Here is a 22,229-nt window from a genome sequence, read left to right as displayed (position 1 = left end):
TTTAGATTTGAAATTTTAGATTTGAAATTGGGGAGCCAATACAGCAAGCGCGTAGGGTGGCACTTTGTGCCATAGTCCTTGTTTCCCTCTCAGTAGCGGAGACGCTACGCTAACACGCTTGTTCTGGCGTTGATTTTCGGTACAAGCCCCGTCCATCTTTGACGGAATTAATCCAAAATCGTAAATTTCAAAAAATCTAGGCTTCGTTTCGCTCCGCTCCAACCAGAGCACTTTTAGGGTGGAGTTAATCCAAAATCTAAAATCCTAAATCCAAAATTGATTGACTAAACACCATCAATTTTTCTTGTGCAAGATGTGAACCTCCCACTAGAGCCCTTAACCGTCAGCAACAGCCGCAATAACACCTCCTTCTGTTCTTCCCTGTTAAGCGTTAAGGGTTCCTTGTGTTTCTTGAAAGCACCACACGGGCGGCGCAGCACCCACTATGAATAAAAGAAACACCTTTTTCCCCTTACATTCCTACACCCCTGTGTTTATTCAAAGCGTCCGACTGGGGGCGCACCACCCGCTACGAATGAAAGAAACACTCTTTTCACGCCCTATGGCTAACGCCACCCCTTACGGTGAGACCAGCGCTGGTCTCACCAGATACCTAGGTCGGGAGACCCTCATCAAGTACTGGCTCACGCCACATGCACGCCACTTGCTACAACGGGGGGAACCCTCCGCAGTCGCCACAACGGGGGGAACCCCCGCAAGGCGCTGCTCTGCGCAACGCAGTGGCTCCTCAACGCGCTTAACCCGCGCACGGTGAGACAGCGCTACAGGAGGGTCTCCCGCTCTCACGGCGACTGCGGAGCGCGCAGCGGAACCGGAGGTTCTCCCCGATAGCCTTAAGGCGTGGCGTTAGCCATAGGGCAGTGGCTCCCCTACACCCCTACACCCTTACACCCTTGTGTTTCTTGAAAGTTAAGAGGCTGGGGAGGAACCTAAATTCTGAGGCGAGTTGATGTTAATCGTGATTGCTGTGCCCTTAAGCTCTCCTCCTGTGACGCTGTTGTATATGATAAACCCTCGATTTGGTTGGTCAAAAAGATACCCACGCGCTGAGGGTGGAATTTTCCTTTGCTTAACCAAAGAAATGAAAGATTCAAAATACCTCTTTATACTCTGACGGTTCCCCTGATTTGTCTTCGTATGATTGTCAATCAAGAGCAAAAACAAGTCCACGGTGCGAGTGTCTTGCCCCTCAATTAAATTGCTGTTATTTAAGAAAGAACTGGCTATTAGCTTTCCATTAACTTGTTGAACTTTAAAAAGGGTGTAATAAAGATCCTGTTTCTGGTTATCTCTGACGTAGCACACCCAAGAACCGTCTAATTTAGGTGTAAAACCTTGTTGTGCCAGGTAGGAAAGCGGAGAACGATTTTGCTCACCTGTTGGTGGAGGTAGCAAATTATCTACTGCATCAAAAGAGCAAACCTTCTGGGTTGTTCCCGACTGGGGAGTAGTCGGAGTTTTCTGGATTGTTCCCGGTTGGGGAGTAGTCGGAGTTTTCTGGATTGTTCCCGGTTGGGGAGAAGTTGGAGTTTTCGGGATTGTTCCCGGTTGGGGAGAAGTTGGAGTTTTCGGGGTTGTTCCCGGCTGGGGAGAAGTTGGAGCTTTCTGGATTGTTCCCGGTTGGAGAATAGTAGGACTCTCCTGCGCTACTGCAAAGCAAGATACAGCAGCATATGTAGGAAGCAAAATAGCAAATGCGCCAAGCAAACGAACAATGATATTCATAAAGTGTTGGCGAGTGATTAACAAAGGATACTATTAGCGAAGTTAATAAATACCCATATTCAATGGGTCAATAGTGAAGGAGTTTCAGTGGTGGAATATTAATGTACGCTAAGCTCAAAACTTTGATCAAGGGGGTATTTCAGAAACTCACAATGTCTGCCAAATCTTCATCTAAGTGTAAGTAAAATTACACTATTTGAATCAAAGTTCTAGCTTATTTGAAAGGTAATCAGTTAGTTTTGTTTCAAGGAAAGTACGTACTAGACAAAAATTTACTTAGTACATACTTTCTTCTTGTTGTGTAGCTAGTTAAATTTCGAAGAGACATAGTAATATATACTACTGGATTCATGGAGATACTATCCTTCATGAAGATATGTGGAAGGTACTGGCTTGGGTATAGTCATACCTCTAGTTAAGTAATTTCAGCCACCAATGTTGTTAAATGTTGATTAGTTAACTGTTGCACACGAATGCTAGCTATTGAAGGCTTCCACGATCAGCGGCGAGGAGACATATCCCCTTGTGGGTGTAGGGGAAAATGGTTCGCAACTAGAATTCATAATTCGAATTTAAAAATCAATTTTAAATTATCAATAATGAATTTTGAATTTAAGCCGTATCCTTGTGTGAATGCGGCGCTTCAGCCCCCCAATTTCCTGTGATGTGATTAACTAGGAACACAAACAAAATAATTTCTACCGACAATGATGCACCGTTGATTTTTATTTTAAAAAAGCCAGAATTGTTATATTGTGCGATCGCTAGTTACAAAAGTCAATCATCAAAGTACTGTTATTTGTTTATTGTTGTAAGAGTTTTCTGTAGCTATACAAATTTAAAATCAGACAACATAAGTTGAGTAAGTTTTATGATATTATTGTGCGCTCATATAATTAACAAATTATGAACAATAGGTAAATTATAAGGTGAAAATTAAGTATTCAAAGGCACAATCTGACATGACGTTATGGAGTAGCACTAAAGCATCCCAAAAATTTAAGCTTTCTTTACAAACAGCTTATAGAATTCATGAAAACTTGGTGAGACCAAAACTCATCTGGATGCCTCTATTTCTTTGTTCTATCGTTTCTAATGTCAGGATTCCTGGTCTTTTTTATCTGCTTGTTCTTCCAAGTCATAGAAAATCCGGATGATTGCACAAAGTATCATCGTCGAAGAGGGTTAGGTTACGAAGTATATGCCAAGACGTATTTCCACCAGAGCCTCACTTCAGTAAGGTTGGTATAATTAGACCGCAGAGGTCTGCTTATCTAGTAACTTACTGCATATGCTTGCTGAACTGCAACCTATAACTAGATGACAGGGTGCCTTTCACGGGCTTTAGCCTGTGCAGGTATAGCTCTTTGCATAAAGCTACAGGCTTCTAACCTGTAGCTTTTTTTTGGCGTTGCTGAACAAAGGTATGAATTGTCATTCTGTAGACGCTTTGCGGCTTCCCGCAGGGTGCGTAATACCATTTTGGATTTTGGATTTTAGATTTTGGAGCCAGTCGTGTGGGCGGTGAGACCAGTGCTCTTGGTAGGGGAGCCAGTGCGGTCTTGGGGTCTCCCCAAATAGAGCACAAGCGCGTTTTCCCGACAGCCAGGCATCTGGCGTATGCGCTTTGCGCACGCCCAGAGGTCTAAAGCGCAGCGAGACCGGAGGTCTTCCCCGATAGCCCTCCGGGGAGAACCTGAGCCCTAGTGGGAACGGCCACGGCTGCGCCTAACGGGCACGGCCCCGTGCCGAACGGTTCCGCTAGCCCCTAAGGGGGCGCTGCGCAAACGCTAACGCCAGAGCCGGCACGAGGGAGACCCTCCCGCAGCGCTGGACTCACCGTAAGGCGTGGCCGTTCCCACTAGGGGTCTCCCGACTTGAGCGAACTGGCGTGATTGTAAAAGACTTACTGGTAATTGCTTGTAGCATTCCATGTGTCGCATTCTTTTTTCAAATTGGTATAACGAAGTGGAGCGAAGAATCTCCGGAAAGCGTTGAAAATTAAACGAGATGCTTCACTACGCTTCACTACGCTTCGCTTCGTTCAGCATGACAAAACTGTATTTCATACTCAAATTCAGCAACGCCTTTTTTTTAAACTTTCAACTTCACACCCCTGATTGAATAATCTAACAACTCCATCGGGTGCATGATAGAAATCAGTTTACCCTCCAACTGCAAATGCTTGCGAATTTGCAAAGTACAACCCGGATTGGCAGAAGTAATTAAATCAGCACCAGTATTTAGCAAATTCTGAACTTTTTGTCTACCCAACTCCTCAGCCACCTCTGGTTGGAGTAGATTGTAAATTCCCGCACTACCACAACATATAGCTGCATCAACTGGTTCGCGCAACTTCACGCCTGGAATTTCCCGCAATAACTGACGCGGTTGCAAGCTAATCTTTTGTCCGTGCAACAAATGACATGCATCTTGATAAACCAAACTCAAGGGTTGATTTGCAAGCGGTGATAATTTTGCTGTTAAACCAACACTCACCAAAAACTCTTGCGCATCTCTAACCTTCGCCGCGAATGCTTTCGCTTTTTCCCGATATTGTGGATCATCTTCTAAAATATGACCATATTCTTTTAGTGTATGACCGCAACCAGCAGCATTGATAATCACAAAATCTACACCAGTATTTGCAAAACTATCAATCATCTGCCTTGCTAAAGCTTTGGCTTGTTCTGTTTGTCCTTGATGTTCGGGAAGCGCCGCACAACATCCTTGAGTTTTGGGAATCACAACTTCACAGCCATTCGCCGTTAAAACCCGCACAGTCGCTTCATTGACTGGCGAGAAAAATAACCTTTGCACACATCCCAAAATCACCCCAACTCGATAACGTTTCTTACCCTGTGCTGGAATAATATCTGGCAAATTATCTTGAAAAGATTTCAAAGTAACTTCTGGCAGAATTGATTCCATCGCTGCTAAGCGAGGAGACACAAGCTTCAACAACTGAGTTCCACGCACCAATTTGTGCAAACCCAACTTTTGATAAAAAAACAATGGAACCAGCAAAACCCTTAAAACATCAGGATTAGGAAATAGAGAAAATATCAGTTGACGTAACAATTTATCTGGCAAACTACGCGGGTAATTCCGTTCAACTTGGTGACGAGTTGCAGAAATTAACTTGTCATATTGCACACCAGAAGGACAAGTCGTCACACAAGCAAGACACCCCAAACAACTATCAAAATGTTCTACTGTTGCCTTATTCAGAGGAATCTCACCCTGATTGATCCCATCCATAAGATAGATGCGTCCTCGTGGAGAATCCATCTCTTTGCCAATCACCCGATAGCTAGGACAAGTCGAGAGACAAAACCCACAATGAACACAAGTATCAATCAACTTTGGGTTAGGTGGATGATTTGGATCAAATCCAGTCAAATTCTCCAAACTAGCCTTTTTCTTCTCAGAATCTTCAGAAACTTGCATATTATCTTTTCCTCCCCCCTCTGTTTGCGTCCTTAGCCTCTATGTCCTGTGGACACGCTTTGCTAAGGCAGTTCGTTTCTTAAATCCCACCCACAAAACGACCTGGACTTAAAATATATTCCTTATCAAACTGCTCTTTTATCCGACGCATCAACTGCTCAGCATTACCAGTGTAGCCCCATACATCCAACTGTTGCTTAACCTTCACAGGTGCTGACAAAATAGTGAGAAAACCGCGATTGGTTTGACAAAGATTTCGTATCCCCAACACCTGATCAATCCCGTTGTTACTCTCAAACCGCAACACCCCCAAACCACTAGCGATGTGAATCCAACCCACATCTGCTTGAGTCAAAACTTCAACAGCAGAAGTAGGTAACACTCCTATTTTGCAAGTTATTGCCGACTCATTAACAGAAGAATCTATTTGTTCTCGCAATATGCGCCATAAATCAGCTTCATCCGCCGCTGAATATATCGTTCCTTTTAACCCAAGTTGTTCCCCGACTTCCAAAAGTCGGTTTGACTGTTCCTTGACACTCTCAGCTATACTTTGAAAGCGAACAACTAATCCCAATCCTTCACCTAATCCCAAGCCAGACACCAGTTTTGTTGATAGCAAATCAGCTTGGGTTGGTGTCAACGCAGAACCTCTGAGGACGCCAGCACTTTGAGATATAGCCTTTGGATCACCAGTCAGCACCAGCGTCTGGGATATCTCGTGCATAGGATAAACACGAAACGTCACTTGACTAATGACCCCTAATGTGCCAAAAGACCCAGTAAACAACTTCATCAAGTCGTATCCAGCAACATTTTTCACCACTCTCCCGCCAGCTTTGGCGATTTGTCCATCAGCACGTACAAAGGTAATTCCCAAGAGTTGGTCTCGTACAGTACCATAGCGTTGCCGGAGGGAACCTGTATCAGCGGTAGCAACAATACCGCCAATGGTTGCTGTATCTTGTGTGATGGGGTCAAGAGCAAGAAATTGCCCAGAGTTTGCCAACATTTCTTGGAGATGAGAAAATTTCATTCCCGCTTCGACTGTCACCGTTAAATCACCAACGGCGTGTTCAATTAGTTGATTAAGGCGTTCTGTGCTGACTACAACGTCAACATCTTTGACTAATCCACCCCAGTTCAGTTTACTGCCACTACCGCATGGCAAAACGCGCCACTTGTTACGATGTGCTTGTGTGATGACTTGCGCTAGCTGTTCTGTTGTGTGAGGATAGACGATACAACCGGGAGCAGTTGGGGAAGCAATAGCCTGTAATATAGATTTTCGCTGACTAATTGGTACATCTTCCCAACAGACAGTATTTTCTGTGCCGACAATAGATGCAAAACAAGAGGCTAGCGCTTTCATCTGTTTTAGACTCTTTATATATCAATACGGTTTGTGAAAGAAGCACATTCTTATTAGCTTTGGTGAAAGCCTTGCTGTATAGCGCATTGTGATTTAATTGAGTCAGTGCTACTTATTGAGATTGTTCTCGCTATTACAGCATATTGCGCTACAGTGGTAAACAATCATAAATCTTCAGTCTACAGCTTAGGGATGTCCCAAGACAACTGCTGTCAAAATCAGATGGTCGTTCTTTTAAAGGTCAAAACCTTGTAGGGGCAAATTTTAGTTATGTAGATATTCGAGGGACGGATTTTAGGGGTGCGAATCTGAACTTAGACTAGGAGGTTAAAATGGTCAAACGAATTGTGATTGTGGGTGCGGGTCCGAGTGGAGTTCTTCTAGCTCACTATTTGCTACGCCGCAATGAGCAGTATAATGTTGAGATCTATGAGCGTCGCAGTGACCCACAAACAGTTCCATTTTCCTCCGCTAGAACCATTCCTCTTTCCCTCAATCAACGGGGAATGACGGCACTGAGCAAAGTTGAAGGGATTCTCGCAGCGGTTAAGGCAGTAAGCTTAGAAAGTACTGGCTCACTCATTCACCAAAAAAAAGGCAAAACGCAGTTCCTTCCAAGGAAAAAACCCATTCTGATTCTGGATCGCATGCGATTGGTGGTCACACTGTTGAAAATGTTGACTCAACAGTATAATAGCGATCGCCTCAAAATTCATTTTGACCATCAATGTAAGCAAGTTGATTTTGAAGCAAAAACAGTCACCTTTGAAAATACGGCAGTCAATCCTACAGGAGAAGTTACTGTTGATTATGACTTATTAATTGGTGCAGATGGAGCGCGATCGCGAGTTAGAGAGCAGTTTCTCTCAACCAATCAATTCGAGTTAGAAAAAAAATACTTTCCCTCTGCTTACAAACCCATTTTTCTACCTGCTGAGAGTGCAACATCCTTGAAAGCAGGTTATCTCCATACTTGGAGAGGAACCGATGGAATTTTTGCTACCTTGGTGCATGATATAGATGGCTTGATAAGTGGGATTGTTAACTTTCCTCGCGAGAACAACCCCATCTTGAATTTTTCTACAAAAGAACAAGTATGGCAATTCTTTCGTGAATACTTACCAGAAATTGCTGAGCTTTTACCAGAATCGGAAGTCGAAGCTTTTCTCTATCGTCCCATCTCAACCATTTTGACGATTCGTTGTAATCGCTACCATGATGGTGATAGCGTTTTACTGATTGGCGATGCGGCTCATGCTACCTCTCCTTCTTTGGGTCAAGGCTGTAATGCTTCCCTTGAAGATGTTGCTTTCTTTGATCAGTTATTAGATGAATATCCTAATGATATTGCAGAGGCACTCAAGCAATTTACCCTACGTCGAAAACCAGATGCTCATGCACTAGTTGAGCTAAGTGATTACACCTTTCCATTATCCAGTAAATTGCTGTTTTTAGAGTTATTTATCAGACTGCGAACTGCTCAATTTATGCATCAACTCTTTCCCAGATACTTTTCCCCGTCATTGTCACAACTTCTATCTGAAACAACCATTCCCTACTCAGAAATTTTGAATTTCCACAAAGGTTGGATTTCCAGAGTAAAACAGGCAAATGAAAAGTTCTTAGAAAGACAATCATGACCGCAACAGGTACGTTGAAATTGGGTTTTCCCAATCTGCTCATGCATGATGATATTCTTTAATCGCATACATTTCTACGATTCAAAGAATTACCATGACGAATGACAAACATTCTGTATCTTTAGATGATGCACGACGAATACTAGCGGCTGGAGAAGCGAAGGCGAATGCAATCGGACAACCAATGAATCTTGCAGTCGTTGATGCTGGCGGGAATCTTGTTGCTCACATTCGTATGGATGGTGCGTGGATCGGAAGTATCGATATCTCGATCAACAAAGCATTTACTGCTCGTGCGTTTAATCTCTCTACCAAATCCCTTGCCGAAAGTGCTCAACCAGGAGAACAGTATTATGGTATTCACGTCTCAAACGGAGGACGAATCATGATCTTTGCCGGGGGTATACCACTTCAACGCGATGGGCAGATAGTTGGTGCAATCGGAGTAAGTGGTGGTAGCGGTGAACAGGATCAAGCTGTAGCTGAGGCAGCTGTGGCAGCTTTTTAATACCATTAACACTAAACGTCTCCAAAATAAAAGCAGCGCCCATTTGGCAATGGGACTAACAAGATGAAAACCGTTCATAAATAGTTTTCTGCTCTCACTCAAAAAAGTGGGGGTTTTTCTATAACCCCACAGAGCAAAATCATGTCGCTAAGCTGGTAGCGAGGGAATGTGGATGTTTGCCCTTAGCATTGGCGATGGTGGGGGCGATGATGCGGGGGAAACCGCCAAATCGCTGGCAGAATATAGCGGTTCTCATTTGAATCACATACACCACCACGAATAATGTAGAGCACGTAAATGCTACGTCTCTACAGCTGTGTATTGCACGCAACTGAGAAGCGCTATATTTTAGAAAAACTACGTAGTGCTGATTTAGAGAAAATCAAACAACAGTTTCCCGATTATCCTTATCCCGATTTACTCAAGGCAATTCAGGTAAGTCTGGCAGCTTTGGATGAGAATTGCCAACAGCGATATTTAGATTTTGCCGTCTTTCCTGAAGATACACCCATACCAGAAGCAGTTTTGCAAACTTTTTGGGAACCGTTGGAATTAGATGAGTTTGATAGCCAAGATGTGATTGATGAATTGGTGAAGAAATCTCTGGCTTCGCGGGATGAAGCGGGAAATTTGCGGTTGCATGACTTGCAGTTGGATTATGTCAGAAAGCAGCACACCGTTTTAGCAAAGGAAAGTGAAGGGATAAAGTTTTTACACAATCGCCTCTTAAATGCTTACGGCGAAAAATACCGCGAAGGGTGGCATAGTTTAGAAAATGATGGCTATATCTGGCAAAACTTAGCCTATCACTTGTTGGCTGGGGAAGCGATACGCCTCTGGCGTCTGCGCTTTGCGCAATCGCCGCGCCCGTGAGAGGCTCAGATCTTGCACCATAATTCTTGTCCGCCAAGAAATAAATTTCTTGGCTCAAAGTTCAAGTCCGTTAAAACGGACTGGGTAAGTCTTTCCACTCGCAATGACATATCGTAAGTAGTTAGGCGGACATAATATGAGTCCGTTTTTACTGATATCTTGCACCATTCTCAATAATCAGGAGGCGGATCCTCCCAACCCTCGCTCCCAGGCTCAGCCTGGGAACGAGATGTCGAGGCTCTGCCTCGTTGTTGATACTGCTGCAAGATCTGAGCGTCCGACTGACGGCGAAGTCGTCAGCAAAATATGAAAGAAACACCTTTTTCCCCTACACCCTTACACTCCTACACCCCTACACCTCTGTGTTTCTTAGGAGTATAAAAACTTTTATAGATTAACCGCTTGTCTAGCATTCTCAGGCGTGTAATAACCGTTGCTACCTCCAGCTTTCGCGTTTTCCAAAACTTCCTTACCTGTAATCAATCTTGCGCCACGCTTGCGGGTGAAATAGTTCCAGCCCCACTGAATCATGACTACCAGCTTGTTGTCAAACTCAATTAAGAAGTAGATGTGAATAAACAGCCAAAATAGCCACGCTAAGAAGCCTGTAAATTTGAAAAACCCTAAGTCTACAACGGCAGAGTTTTGTCCAATAACCGCTAAACTACCCCAATCAAAATAACGAAATTGTGGTAAGGTTTTACCTTTGAGCCGTTGTTTGATCAGTGAGGCAACGTACTGTCCTTCTTGCATCGCTACAGGTGCAACACCAGGTAGGGGTTTGCCGTTTTGATGAGCAAAATGTGCTAAGTCTCCAATGACAAATATATTGGAGTGTTCTTTAAGACTCAAATCAGGTTCAACAATAACTCGTCCAGCGCGATCGCACTCAACACCTGTACTTTCTGCTAGCAACTTCCCTAGAGGCGAAGCTTTCACACCTGCTGCCCATAATACTGTCTTGGCATGAATCTGCGTCACCTCATCACCTTGTTTGAGGCTGATAACATCACCTTCTATATTCGTAACCATTGTTTTTGGCTGTACGGTAACACCCAAGCGGGTTAGCGATGTTTCTGCTTGTTTTGATAACTCTGGTGCAAACGGTGGGAGAACCCGATCCAAACCTTCCAGGAGTAAAACTTGCGCTTCGGAAGTGTCGATATTGCGGAAGTCCTCTTTCATCGTGTGATAAGCTAGTTCTGCGATCGCACCTGCTAATTCCACACCAGTAGGACCACCACCAACAATCACAAAAATTAACCAAGCACGACGTTTTTCGGGATCAGTTTCCTTTTCTGCGGCTTCAAACGCCATGAAGATGCGGTGACGCATTTCTATCGCATCTTCCACAGTTTTTAAACCGGGAGCAAATTCTTCCCACTGGTCCTTGCCAAAATAGGAATGCTTTGCACCTGTCGCCAGGATTAAAGAATCATAATGTATTGCTTCCTCACCCATAAAGACTTTTTGTCCTTGGGGATCGATATTATTCACTTCTCCCAACAGCACTTTCGTATTTTTGCTCTTATTCAGTACAGAACGCAGGGGAGAGGAAATATCAGCAGGAGATATCGCACCAGTAGCGACTTGGTATAAAAGCGGTTGAAATAAGTGAAAATTACGTTTATCAATGAGAGTCACATGGACATCAGCACGCGAGAGTGCTTTGGCTGCATATAATCCTCCGAATCCACCACCGACAATGACTACGTGATGGGGTGGCTGATTTTCTACTGTGTTCACCATAAGATTTATTTCCTTTTATTTCTTTACTGTTATTTTTATTAACAAATCTTAAGCATTTCTGTCAAAGTAGTTCTGCTCATGGGTGACATATTAAGAAATGTAAATCGAGCATAACATACATTTACAACGTAAGATTTATTACTTTAACGACTTACGCATTGACTAAAGTCTGATTATGTGCGTTGAGTTATACCTGTTTACTGAACGGAAGTTTGCGATTAAGAGCTTACCTTCGTATCTTCTTTTTATAGCGGTCAGATTCATCAAATTATGCACTTAGGGGATTATATGGGAAAAATGCCAGCAGATGGCTTTCACACACAAAGCGCCTATTTGTAAAGTGCGTAAGTCCTAACTTTTTCTTTTTTATATGGTTGTGGTAGATGCAAACTCTGGGTGTATGGGCTAGCGTCTAGCAGCATGGCTAAAGTTCAATTATTCAGCAACGGCGATAAAGTACCGTAGATGTCGGAGTTCTATCATGACTGGAACTACTATATCTTTGACATATATAGGACTCCTATTTGATTTTTGACGAAGCTAGGTACATGTTTATTCCTTCTTCCCTGTTCCCTATCTCCACAAGTGATTCACACTCATCAAATCGGATTGCTATAGTTTAGTCTGAAAAAAGATATCCCTGATCTAGAAGGAGCAATATTATGAATCGAATAAATAAGGTGGTACTGGTTGGTGGTACCCACGGGAATGAATTCACAGGCGCATACTTAATTAAAAAGTTTGAGCAATATCCCCATCTCATTCAGAGAGACAGCTTTGAAACTTTAACCTTTTTTGGCAACCCCAAAGCTTTTGAGGTAGGAAGGCGTTATATTGATAAGGACTTGAATCGTTGCTTCCAAATTCAAGATCTGGAAAATCCGACGCTTTCCAGTTACGAAGAAATCAGAGCAAAAGACATCAACCAAAAACTGGGACCTAAAGGCAAATCTCAGGTAGATATCATTTTGGATTTGCACTCTACAACTTCAAATATGGGACTAAGCATCTTGCTAGGCAACCACCTCCATCCCTTCAATCTACAATTAGCTGCCTATCTCAGTGTAAATCATCCAGAAGTGAAGGTTTGTTGGGCACCAGTAATTGAAAGTCGCTGCCTCCAATCAATCAGTGAATTCGGTTTTGCTATTGAAGTTGGTCCTGTAGCTCAGGCAGTCTTGAATGCAGAGTTATTTCAGAAAACAGAAAAACTTGTTGAGACAATTTGGGACTATTTAGAAGCATATAATCAAGGTTCAATTTCACACACAAATAGCACGCTCACACTTTATGAATATGTGAAGGATATCGACTATCCCAGAAATGATTTGGGAGAGATTCAGGCAATGATTCACCCACAACTTCAGTTTCGGGATTATGAACCTCTTAATCCTGGCGAGCCAATGTTTTTAACCTTTGATGGTAAAGAGATTGTTTATGAAGGAGAATCAACTGTGTATCCAATATTCATCAATGAAGCTGCTTACTACGAGAAAGGAATTGCTATGGGTTTAACTGAAAAGCGACAGGTTACTGTTTAGAGCAATGGCACGAATTTCTGGTGAAAGAATTATATTACAAAGGTTTTAAGGCAGAGGATTTTATTATGTGTAATGTAAAAAAAAGGAAGGACGTGTAGATCCGAACCTGTTTCCCCTGACACGTAAGTATTCTCCGTCTTTCAATATCCTTACTGCTTAGCGACCGCCAATAGTTAGGCTCCCAGAGCTAAGTATCGCCTGACTAGAGAATGAATGAGCGTTTTCTCTAATATGTCAATGTATAAGTCATAACAAAATGTATTGAAGCTCATAGATTTCGTTAATTTAAAACTCTATCTCTAGAGGAAGTGAGTTTGTTCCTATGGTAGACGTTTAGTAAAACGGCAGCATTTATGCTATTTACAATAGCATCGCCTAGAAGAATTACCACAATATTTGATGTATGAATTTCTTCATTTGTAACTGAATGAAGAGAAATGACTTAAAACCAAGTGTTGCTACTCACTACCTGGCTGATAAGTTGGATTTTTAACTATGAGAAAAGCTATTGTCCTGATACTGCCTATTGCCTTGATCCTCTTCCCCAACCAGAGAACGCAAGCCCAACGAGTAGAGTCTTCCTCTGATCGTCCCTATTTGGCGTTAGTTAAAGGAGACACTCCTAACAGTTGTAGCTTTATCTCCACCGATCTTCTGGAACGGACGGTGGACATTGTTCAGGATTTGCAGTTTGTCCGCTCTGGTGACTCGCCAGAGCAAGTCAGCTATGAAGTGCGCTTCGCTCCTGATCAGCCTTACGCGCGTAATGCATTGCAATGGACTGCACTTGCAGGAGGAAACTATACTCAGGCTGTTGTAAATTTCCGCGACAACCGCGCCCAAGAGCGCACTTTCACAATGGCAATTAATTACAACCAACCTAATCAAAAACTGTGTCAGTGGGTGGTACGAGAACCACAACAGGGAACTCAATCCATCTCCCCAACTTCACCCGTCTCCCCAACTTCACCCGTCTCCCCAACTTCACCCGTCTCCCCAACTTCACCTCCAAGGCAGTAAGAAGTTGCCTTATCGACATCTGGCTAAGTCAATCAGTGATGCTGGCTGGTCAACTTTCCGGTCATGGTTGGAATATCTAGGTCATAAATATGGGAAGATAACGATCGCCGTTCCTCCCCATAACACAAGCCAGAATTGTTCTAATTGTGGCGAAAAGGTAAAGAAGTCTCTAGCCACAAGAACTCACGTTTGTCCGCATTGTGGATATGTGGCAGATAGGGATATGAATGCAGCTATCAACATTTTGAAGTTAGGACTCAGTACCGTGTGCCCCACGGGAACTTACGCTTGGGAGCCAGCGCGTTGGGCGGCTCCGCCGACTTGAAGCGTCTGGCGTGGAGATTTGCCCTCTTGGGCGGTTGGCGCAAGCCTGCTGTCTAACGGCTAGTCAGGGAACCAAGAATCCCCGCGTCTTTAGATCCCGGGAGTGTCAATTTGTAGCTCTTTGTGTTTTTTTAGATACAACTGAGATGCACTGACGTTCTGGAACACTTGTAATGCTCAGATATCTCACAAATCGCAAAATACTAGCTGCCTTATTTATACTAGTTATCTGCCTTACCGTAGTATACGGTTGCTTTTCTGGGCAAAAAGCCTTTTCATCAGCACCCCAATTGCTCACAGATCCATTTCTACAACTCCCCACGCAATCTTCAGTGCGAGTTGTGTGGTTTACTGAGTTTGCTGGTTCCAAACATAATGTTGCGTATGGGGACAATCTCCAGCAAACAGCCGTAGCGAATACGAGCAAACTCAGCCGTACACGAGAAGATCACGAATCAAGAGTAGGAAACCAAAAGCAAAATGGACAAGTTTACAAGCAAGCAGCCCAACGTGACATTTGGCGACATGAGGCTCAAGTGGTTGGCTTAACTCCTGGAAAACGAGTTTCTTATCGCGTCACGAGTGTACGAGAAGATGGCAAGAGTATTAGCAGCAATACTTTTACGCTTGCACCTACCCCAACTGCTGAAACACCATTAAAAATTCTCCTAACTTCTGATCATCAATTGAAACCAATGGTAGCAGCAAATCTGCAAAAGGTTGTGGAAACTGTTGGTAAAGTCGATGCAGTTTGGTTAGCAGGAGATACAGTGAATATTGCAGACCGTGCTTCAGAATGGTTTGATGATAATGGAGGTGGTGCTTTCTTCCCTTGTTTGCAAGGTCGAGCCAAGTTTGAAACAGATGTTAATGGAATAAAGACATCTTTTCTTGGAGGAGAAATTATTCAACATGCCCCAATGTTTACCAGTATTGGTAATCATGAAGTGATGGGACGCTTTGGCAAGGCTAGGAGTTTAGGCGATGAATTTAATGATGCGTTTCCGCGTGCAGTTGCGATGAAGTTATATGGAGAAAAATCACTAAAAGATAATTCTTATAATACTGATACCTACGAAGAAATTTTCACTTTACCTGAGAGTAAAGAAGGTGGAGAAACTTATTATGCAGTTAGTTTTGGTGATGTGCGTTTGGTAGTTCTGTACGCGACGAATATCTGGCGGACTCCCAATATGGATGCAGAAGCGAGGGGGAAGTATCGGGAAAGAGATAAAGATTTACAAAATCCAAAAAATTGGGGTTACGGACAAGTTATTTTTGAACCAATTGTCAAAGGAAGCAAGCAGTACAACTGGTTAGAACAAGAACTCAACAGTCCTGAGTTTAAACAAGCAAAATATAAAGTCGTGATGTTTCATCATCCGCCTCATTCTTTGGGCGACAATATTGTTCCTGCTTATACTCATCCCGTGCAGATTATTGAACGTGATGCGAATCGCAATGTTAAAACGGTACGTTACAAATACCCCAAAAAATCAGATTACCTGATTCGCGATGTGATTCCCTTACTTGAAGCAGCTAAAGTACAGATGGTATTCTATGGGCATTCGCACATCTGGAACCGTTTTCGTAGTCAGTCGGGAATGCACTTTCTAGAAACATCGAATGTTGGCAATACTTACGGTGCTTTCTTGAGTGGCGATCAGCGAAAAGTACCACCAGGGGACAAAAAGGATTATACTGCACTTGGCGATCCCAATGCGTTGGAACCAGTTTTACCAACGATCGCTCCATTACCCGGTAAAGATGGCAAACCCATACCGTATATTGCCAGTAATGATATTACAGCTTTCAGCATTTTTGATACGGGTAACGGTACAGTCAGCAGTTATCGTTTCAATACAAGTCAGCCAGATTCAAAAGTTGTGAAGTTTGATGAATTTCAGTTGCGATAGGGCGATGATTTAAGCGGTACGGACTAAGGGTAGACGATCATCGCTTACTATAGAACTAAGCTTATAGCTCTAGCCTGAATGCGCCATGCAAATTACAGTTGAAATTCCCGATGAAATTGCTCAGCGACTAAACCAAGCATGGGGAAGCCTTTCTCGTCGCCTCCTAGAAACGGTTGTCGCTGATGCTTATCGTTCTGGTGAGATTAGCACTGCTGAAGTAGGGCAGATACTTCAATTACCATCACGTCTAGAAACCCATGCTTTTTTGAAACGGATGGGTGTTTACCTGAATTACGACGAAGCTGAATTACAACAGGATCTTCAAACCCTTAAGAAGTTCAGAGCACAATGATTGTTGTATCTGATACTTCACCCATTTGTTACTTGCTGTTGATCGACTATATCAGAGTATTGCAAGAACTCTATGACGTTATGATAATTCCTCAAACTGTGGCTGATGAATTAAACGCTCCTGAGTCACCATCTGTCATCAGAGATTGGATAGCGAAACCTCCTGACTGGCTGCAAATTCAACCTGTTGAAACCCTCCAAAACGTAGAGCTGGAAAAACTCGATCCTGGTGAACGAGACGCAATTTTATTAGCAGAGAAACTAAAAGCTGACTTGGTGATCTTGGATGACAAAGCTGCAAGACGCGTAGCTCTGGAGCGTGGTTTGACAATTATTGGACTCTTAAGTATTCTCAAAGACGCTGCTAATACCATTTTTTTGTGAGGCTGCGCCAAATTTTCTTGACTTCTTCTTTCTTTACTTTGTGTACTTTGCGCTCTACCCTGCGGGAAGCCGCTGCGCGTCTACGCGGTTCGTTCCTCATATAATTAGGCGCATCTTCATACAGAATTGGTATAAATCTGATTTACTGGATTTGAGGACAGTTTTTGACTGTTTGCGAGAAGTTGGCTTTTGGGTTGCACCAAGTTTACTTGAACAGCTTCTAGAAGAGGAGTAATTAATTATTATCCACCAACTGAACAACTCCCCATTGTCCATTCGTTAACCAAGCAGAGTCTGACTTTTCCACTTCCTCCAAAACTTCCGGTTTAATACCTGCTGCAACTTCCGATTTCAAAGTACGTAGGGCTACCATTGGGACGGGCAAGTAACACACTATATCTGAAATGTTAGTCGTAAAATCCCAATGTCTATCTCCTAACAATCTTCGATAATTTGCATCTCCTTTAATAACTATCAAATTGGAATGAGATAACTCATTTTTTAGAGACTCAGGTATTTCCCAAAAAGCTAAAGGTGACGTCCAAAAATAATCGTAACACAAAACTAACTGCTCTGATGCAATATATTCTTGTAGTCTTTGAGCAAAGGATTTCACTTCTGGATTGCTTGAAGCTAATAAAAATTCTGTTGTTTGATGCACATCTTTAATCATGGCATCAGAGACAAATGTTGGGTGAGACTTTAAATGTAGTCTAACAACGCTCGCGACACCACTACCTAAAAGATAATCTACCAAACACAAATCACAGACAAGTTCAAAGCCAGCATTATCTACAACAAAGTCAACACGTCCGGAATTGCGATTCACTAACAATTCTGTGACTTTGAGTCCATCATCTACTAATATGTGAGATTGTTGGCTTTGAATATCAAAACGACTGCGATCGCTTTCAAATGCTGACCACAAACTGAGATCAACTCGATTTCCCCACAAACCAAAATATAATAATGTTATCAAAGCTGTTTGCCTTGATTGATTTTCTTGCTCTGATACATTCAACCATCCATTCACTTGAGTGCATAAAGCAACAATTGAGTCAAGGGATGTTTCTAAACCTTGACGTTTTTGCAACTCAAATGGATCTATACCTTGCGATTCACCAGCACGAAAGTAGTTGGTAATTTGCAAAAGATATCTATAAAAATAAGTTTCAGTAAAAAACCACGGAATATCTATCCAACGCTGTTCTTTGTATGATTCTAAATATTTACACCAATCTGCAAAATCTGAACCAGTATCATCTACAAGAGTTGGCAAATATCCCGATGGCAGTTCACTGGCTAGTTTCTCTAAGCTGGCATTAATATTGGCTGGAAACTTATTTTCAGCGATGACTCTACGAGCAATATTAGGCATCCGTTGAGTAACTGTAAACTCAGTAAAAGTACCAGCTTCTGCACCCACAAGTGGTTGTGGTAGGGGTAATCTAGGGGTATTGGATTTCTGTTCCACTAGTTTTTGTTTGTTATAAAGCACCACTTTCAAATATTGCAGTGCTTTGTTAACAAACCTTACAGATTTAAGATTCAGTTTAGAAATGTATCATTAATGCAGTCGTTAACTTGACTGCAACTTTCTTAAAGAAGCAAAACTTTTGGATATGGTGTCCGCGTGGAAGCTATCGCTTTTTGAATCGGTATTAAGTAGTCGGACAAAAATATTTACAGTCATTGCGTTAGCGTAGCGTGCCCGGAGGGCATACGAAGCGAAGCAATCCCAGCCCTTGCGATTGCTACCCTGCGGGAAGCCGCTAGCCCCTAAGGGGGCGCTGCGCAAACGCGTCTACATTCCGCTTCGCTCCATTCGCAATGACATTGTGTAATTAATTCTGTCTGACTACTTACTTATTAGCTGACCCCGGCTCAGTAAGCGTGCGGTGCAGTTCGGCAGTGACGGTATCAGGTAAGATTTTGCTTACGGTGCCCAGAATCTTGGTTTGGAGTGAGCCTGCGATGATCTTATCCTTGCCCGCGATCAAAGCTTCAAAACCCTGCTTGGCGACTTCGGCTGCGTCGTCCTTTTGACTCGCGCCCGCCTTGGTATCGTCCATATCCGCGCGCTGGAAGAAGTTGGTATCCGTCGGTCCGGGCATGAGGGCGGTGACGGTGACGCCCGTGTCCTTTAGCTCGCTGCGCAGTCCCTGGGAAAAGGAGTGGACAAACGCCTTGGAGGCTGCGTAGACTGCCTCGAACGGTCCAGGCATCAAAGCGGCGATCGAGGAAGTAAAGAGGATGCGACCCTTACCGCGACTAACCATGTCCTTCACCACCCGCTTAGCGAGATGGACAGTCGATACGACGTTCAGATTGATGAGATTGAGTTCGTCCTGTAGGTCGGTTTCGCGGGCAAAGTCACCGCCAACACCAAGACCTGCGTTGATAGCGATCGCATCCACTGGTCGGTTCGCTGCCTTAATCTTGTTGTAGAGCGTCTCAACTCCGTCATAGGTGGCAAGATCGGACTGCACCGTCTCGACTTTGACACCTAGTCCAACCAAAGCTTGAGCAGCTTCGTCAATGCTTGAGGCAGTAGCTGTGATGATCAAATCAAAGCCGTTTTGGGCAAACTGTTTAGCAAGTTCGTAGCCGATACCGTTAGAGGCACCCGTTACGACAGCCAGAGGTCGAATCAAGGAACTGTTGTTCATTTGCAAGTCTTTCGATACCAGATGGTTTGCGTGGACTGTGAGCTTTTAACCTTTACAATCCTAAAAAGGCAGTAGTGTGATTACGTCTTTCCAAGGAAGTATTGCTCTTTGTGTCTTTAAGATTACTTTTCTAGAGTTCCGTTTATACTTCTAAAGCGCCGGTACAGTAGTCAAAAAGCACGCAAAAAACCCGGTTTCTCTCTGTCGGAAAACTTGATATCTCCTATGCTCAACTCGAAGAAACCGGGTTTTTGGGATTAATGTACCGGCGTTCTAACCCTCATTTAGCTCAATCGGGCATTCATCCCACGCTTCGTATCAATTTTAAAGTGAAACGGTCTTAATGCCATTCGGCTATAGCGTCTACCTAGTGTTTGACCTATCATTAAAGTCACCATGTGTTGAAGAAGTTCTTATCACATTTGATCAAGCTTTCGACACACAATTAAAGTTACTCATATTTACACAATATTTAAAAAAGTACACGAGTTACTTATGAAACTAACCCTGTGCATGATTGTCAAAAACGAAGAAGCTACGCTGTCTAAATGTCTTGGCAGTGTGAAAAATGTCGTCGATGAAATGGTAGTATTAGATACAGGTTCTACAGACAGCACTCCAAAAATTGCTGAAAAATTTGGTGCGAAAGTGCATCATTTTGAATGGTGTAATGACTTTAGTGCTGCTCGCAATGAAGCTTTAAAATACGTCACAGGTGATTGGATTCTTGTATTAGATGCAGATGAAACTCTCACCCAGAAAATTGTACCGCAGTTGAAACAGGCGATACGAAGGGAAGAATACCTCCTGATCAACCTTCTGCGCCATGAGGTAGAAGCAGAACAATCTCCTTACTCGCTGGTTTCGCGCCTGTTCCGCAATCATCCAGATATCCGCTTTTCTCGCCCTTACCATGCGTTAGTGGATGATAGCGTGTCTGAAATTTTAACTCAGGAACCAGGTTTGCAAGTGGGCTATTTGGAAGGGGTTGCTATTTCACACACAGGATATCAAAAAAGTGCCATAGCTCAACAAGATAAATTTACCAAAGCACAAGCAGCGATGGAAGGTTTTCTTGCTTCTCATCCTAATGATCCTTATGTTTGTAGTAAGTTGGGGGCGCTTTATGTAAAAATCGGGAAAATAGTAGAAGGTATCAAGTTGTTGGCGCAGGGAGTGAGCAATTGTGAGGAGGAGTACGAGACTTTATACGAACTCTACTATCATCTTGGTATTGCCTACTCTCGGTTGCAAAATTCTAAAAATGCGATCGCCCACTATGATGCTGCAGTGAAATTGCCTATCTACCCAATTCTTAAATTAGGAGCATACAACAATCTCGGCAATTTACTCAAAGCAACTGGAGATTTCAATGGTGCTAAAACTGCTTACGAAGCAACAATCAAGATTGACTCCAGTTTCGTCCCAGGATATTACAATCTCGGGATGACGCTAAAGGAAATGAGTTTATTCAAAGATGCTATCTTAGCTTATCAAAAAGCAATTGAGTTAAGTCCTAAATATGCTGATGCGTACCAAAACTTGGGGGTATTGCTGCTGAAACTTGGCTATGTAAAAGATAGTCTTGTGAGTTTTCAAAAAGCGATCGCCCTTCACGAAGAACAGCAAAATCCTGAAGAGGCGAAACGACTGCGCCAAGGTTTGAAAGAAATGGGGTTACTGCGTTAGTCATACCAAGTTGCAATCAAATGTAGCACCTGTCATTGCGAACGAAGCGAAGCGCGTAGTGAAGCAATCGCAAGTGCTTGAGATTGCTTCGTTTCACTCGCAATGACATATCATCAACCGTCAGTGCCAGGTATCCGATTTGTAGAATGCTGATTCTATTGTGGAAAAAGAGGCTGGAATAAATTTTTACGAATTGAATTTTCTCAATATAGTCTCTTTAAGATTAGTATCTGAACGAGGATAGCTACCTACACCAAGGCTCAAAACTTTGATTTTAGTTTCCGGAGTTTTTAATGCTTTAATTGCATCTGTAATTGCAAATAAGGTAGGATTATTGGCAACAAATCCACCATCAATCATTTCCGGCATTTCCGGTTTTCCAGCAATTGTTGTTGAAATCTTATGAATATCAAAGAATGGAGAAGCTGAGCATGAAGCTACAACAACATCTGCTATTTTACAACCAAAACCAGGTTCTCCATTCCCTCCTTGGAATAGTGAACGGGAACTCTTAAAAATCATCGGTCTACGGTATTCGTAGTTAGTAGCTACAACTCCAATTAGAGTTTTAAAATTTTCATCGTTAAACTCATAATCCTGAAACACTTCGTTAGCACATTTCTTTAAGGCTTGGCTTCTTTTTGAACTACTTCTGTGACTCATGATGTCTGGGATGTACTGAAAATACTTTTTAGAAATCTCACTGACACTTTCACCGCGAGCTAGCAGAGAGCCAATAATTGAACCTGTGCTAGTTCCATAAATAAGTTGAAATTTTTTGTATAGAGGTTCTCCTAGTAATTCTTCAACTTTTTCTAAAACTCCTAAAGTGTATACTCCTAAAGAGCCTCCACCATCTAGAGAAAGAATATGAAAGTGATCTGTTTGAGCTTCTGTCATATTATAAATAACCTTTATTTTTAAATAATAACTAATCAATATGGTTCGGATAAGATCCCCCCGCCTACGGCGACCCCCTTAAAAAGCAGGGCTGTTT

Annotated in this window: 16 protein-coding genes and 2 pseudogenes; 11 read left to right on the top strand and 7 right to left on the bottom strand. The window is 42.9% G+C overall.

The window, feature by feature from the left end:
- Positions 1-930 precede the first annotated feature (930 nt).
- The 3 genes from AC5JM2_RS10215 to AC5JM2_RS10205 form a co-directional block, all read right to left on the bottom strand.
- Positions 931-1,746, bottom strand: a complete 816-nt coding sequence (locus tag AC5JM2_RS10215) for a hypothetical protein (RefSeq protein ID WP_495834777.1) — start codon at positions 1,744-1,746, stop codon at positions 931-933.
- Between the two features lie 2,094 nt (positions 1,747-3,840).
- Entirely contained in the window at positions 3,841-5,196 is a 1,356-nt protein-coding gene (locus AC5JM2_RS10210; RefSeq protein ID WP_495834776.1) for a (Fe-S)-binding protein, read from the bottom strand.
- Between the two features lie 79 nt (positions 5,197-5,275).
- Entirely contained in the window at positions 5,276-6,568 is a 1,293-nt protein-coding gene (locus tag AC5JM2_RS10205; RefSeq protein WP_495834775.1) for an FAD-binding oxidoreductase, read from the bottom strand.
- Positions 6,569-6,774: 206 nt separating this feature from the next.
- Between AC5JM2_RS10205 and AC5JM2_RS10200 the strand changes: the two are divergent.
- From AC5JM2_RS10200 to AC5JM2_RS10185, 4 genes and pseudogenes are all read left to right on the top strand, one after another.
- Positions 6,775-6,879 (top strand): annotated as a pseudogene (locus AC5JM2_RS10200) (pentapeptide repeat-containing protein); the annotation flags it as partial.
- 21 nt (positions 6,880-6,900) lie between these two features.
- Complete coding sequence (locus AC5JM2_RS10195; protein ID WP_495834774.1) at positions 6,901-8,208, top strand: FAD-dependent oxidoreductase; 1,308 nt, start codon at positions 6,901-6,903, stop codon at positions 8,206-8,208.
- Between the two features lie 94 nt (positions 8,209-8,302).
- On the top strand, positions 8,303-8,716 hold the full coding sequence (locus AC5JM2_RS10190; RefSeq protein ID WP_495834773.1) for a GlcG/HbpS family heme-binding protein: 414 nt from the start codon (positions 8,303-8,305) through the stop codon (positions 8,714-8,716).
- A 297-nt stretch (positions 8,717-9,013) separates the two neighbouring features.
- Positions 9,014-9,589: a hypothetical protein gene (locus tag AC5JM2_RS10185; protein WP_495834772.1), complete on the top strand. Its 576-nt coding sequence runs from the start codon at positions 9,014-9,016 to the stop codon at positions 9,587-9,589.
- Between the two features lie 387 nt (positions 9,590-9,976).
- Here the strand turns inward: AC5JM2_RS10185 and AC5JM2_RS10180 are convergent, their stop codons facing one another.
- Positions 9,977-11,338 (bottom strand): NAD(P)/FAD-dependent oxidoreductase, encoded by a 1,362-nt coding sequence (locus tag AC5JM2_RS10180; RefSeq protein WP_495834771.1) that lies wholly within the window; start codon positions 11,336-11,338, stop codon positions 9,977-9,979.
- A 662-nt stretch (positions 11,339-12,000) separates the two neighbouring features.
- On the opposite strand from AC5JM2_RS10180, the gene AC5JM2_RS10175 reads away from it, so the two are divergent.
- From AC5JM2_RS10175 to AC5JM2_RS10150, 6 genes and pseudogenes are all read left to right on the top strand, one after another.
- Positions 12,001-12,879: an aspartoacylase gene (locus AC5JM2_RS10175; RefSeq protein ID WP_495834770.1), complete on the top strand. Its 879-nt coding sequence runs from the start codon at positions 12,001-12,003 to the stop codon at positions 12,877-12,879.
- Between the two features lie 495 nt (positions 12,880-13,374).
- Positions 13,375-13,899, top strand: coding sequence for a hypothetical protein (locus AC5JM2_RS10170; protein ID WP_495834769.1), 525 nt, complete (start codon positions 13,375-13,377; stop codon positions 13,897-13,899).
- Between the two features lie 13 nt (positions 13,900-13,912).
- Positions 13,913-14,287: pseudogene (locus AC5JM2_RS10165) on the top strand (RNA-guided endonuclease InsQ/TnpB family protein); the annotation flags it as partial.
- Between the two features lie 109 nt (positions 14,288-14,396).
- Positions 14,397-16,139: a purple acid phosphatase family protein gene (locus AC5JM2_RS10160; protein WP_495834768.1), complete on the top strand. Its 1,743-nt coding sequence runs from the start codon at positions 14,397-14,399 to the stop codon at positions 16,137-16,139.
- Between the two features lie 85 nt (positions 16,140-16,224).
- Positions 16,225-16,491 carry a UPF0175 family protein gene (locus AC5JM2_RS10155; protein WP_495834767.1) on the top strand — a complete coding sequence of 89 codons (267 nt, stop codon included), beginning with the start codon at positions 16,225-16,227 and terminating at the stop codon, positions 16,489-16,491.
- Positions 16,488-16,874: a PIN domain-containing protein gene (locus AC5JM2_RS10150; protein WP_495834766.1), complete on the top strand. Its 387-nt coding sequence runs from the start codon at positions 16,488-16,490 to the stop codon at positions 16,872-16,874. Before AC5JM2_RS10155 ends, AC5JM2_RS10150 begins: the two co-directional genes overlap by 4 nt.
- 235 nt (positions 16,875-17,109) lie before the next feature.
- Here AC5JM2_RS10150 and AC5JM2_RS10145 read toward each other — a convergent pair whose 3' ends face one another.
- Complete coding sequence (locus tag AC5JM2_RS10145; protein ID WP_495834765.1) at positions 17,110-18,348, bottom strand: damage-control phosphatase ARMT1 family protein; 1,239 nt, start codon at positions 18,346-18,348, stop codon at positions 17,110-17,112.
- A gap of 388 nt (positions 18,349-18,736) precedes the next feature.
- A complete protein-coding gene (locus AC5JM2_RS10140) occupies positions 18,737-19,543 on the bottom strand; it encodes an SDR family NAD(P)-dependent oxidoreductase (RefSeq protein ID WP_495834764.1) in 807 nt (268 codons plus the stop codon).
- 513 nt (positions 19,544-20,056) lie between these two features.
- On the opposite strand from AC5JM2_RS10140, the gene AC5JM2_RS10135 reads away from it, so the two are divergent.
- Positions 20,057-21,232: a glycosyltransferase gene (locus AC5JM2_RS10135; protein WP_495834778.1), complete on the top strand. Its 1,176-nt coding sequence runs from the start codon at positions 20,057-20,059 to the stop codon at positions 21,230-21,232.
- A 186-nt stretch (positions 21,233-21,418) separates the two neighbouring features.
- Here the strand turns inward: AC5JM2_RS10135 and AC5JM2_RS10130 are convergent, their stop codons facing one another.
- Positions 21,419-22,132: a patatin-like phospholipase family protein gene (locus AC5JM2_RS10130; protein WP_495834763.1), complete on the bottom strand. Its 714-nt coding sequence runs from the start codon at positions 22,130-22,132 to the stop codon at positions 21,419-21,421.
- Positions 22,133-22,229: the final 97 nt, after the last annotated feature.

It is taken from the genome of Brasilonema angustatum, assembly GCF_059505445.1.
Note: the sequence above shows the minus strand (reverse complement) of the source record. Positions and strands in the feature narration are given on the sequence as shown.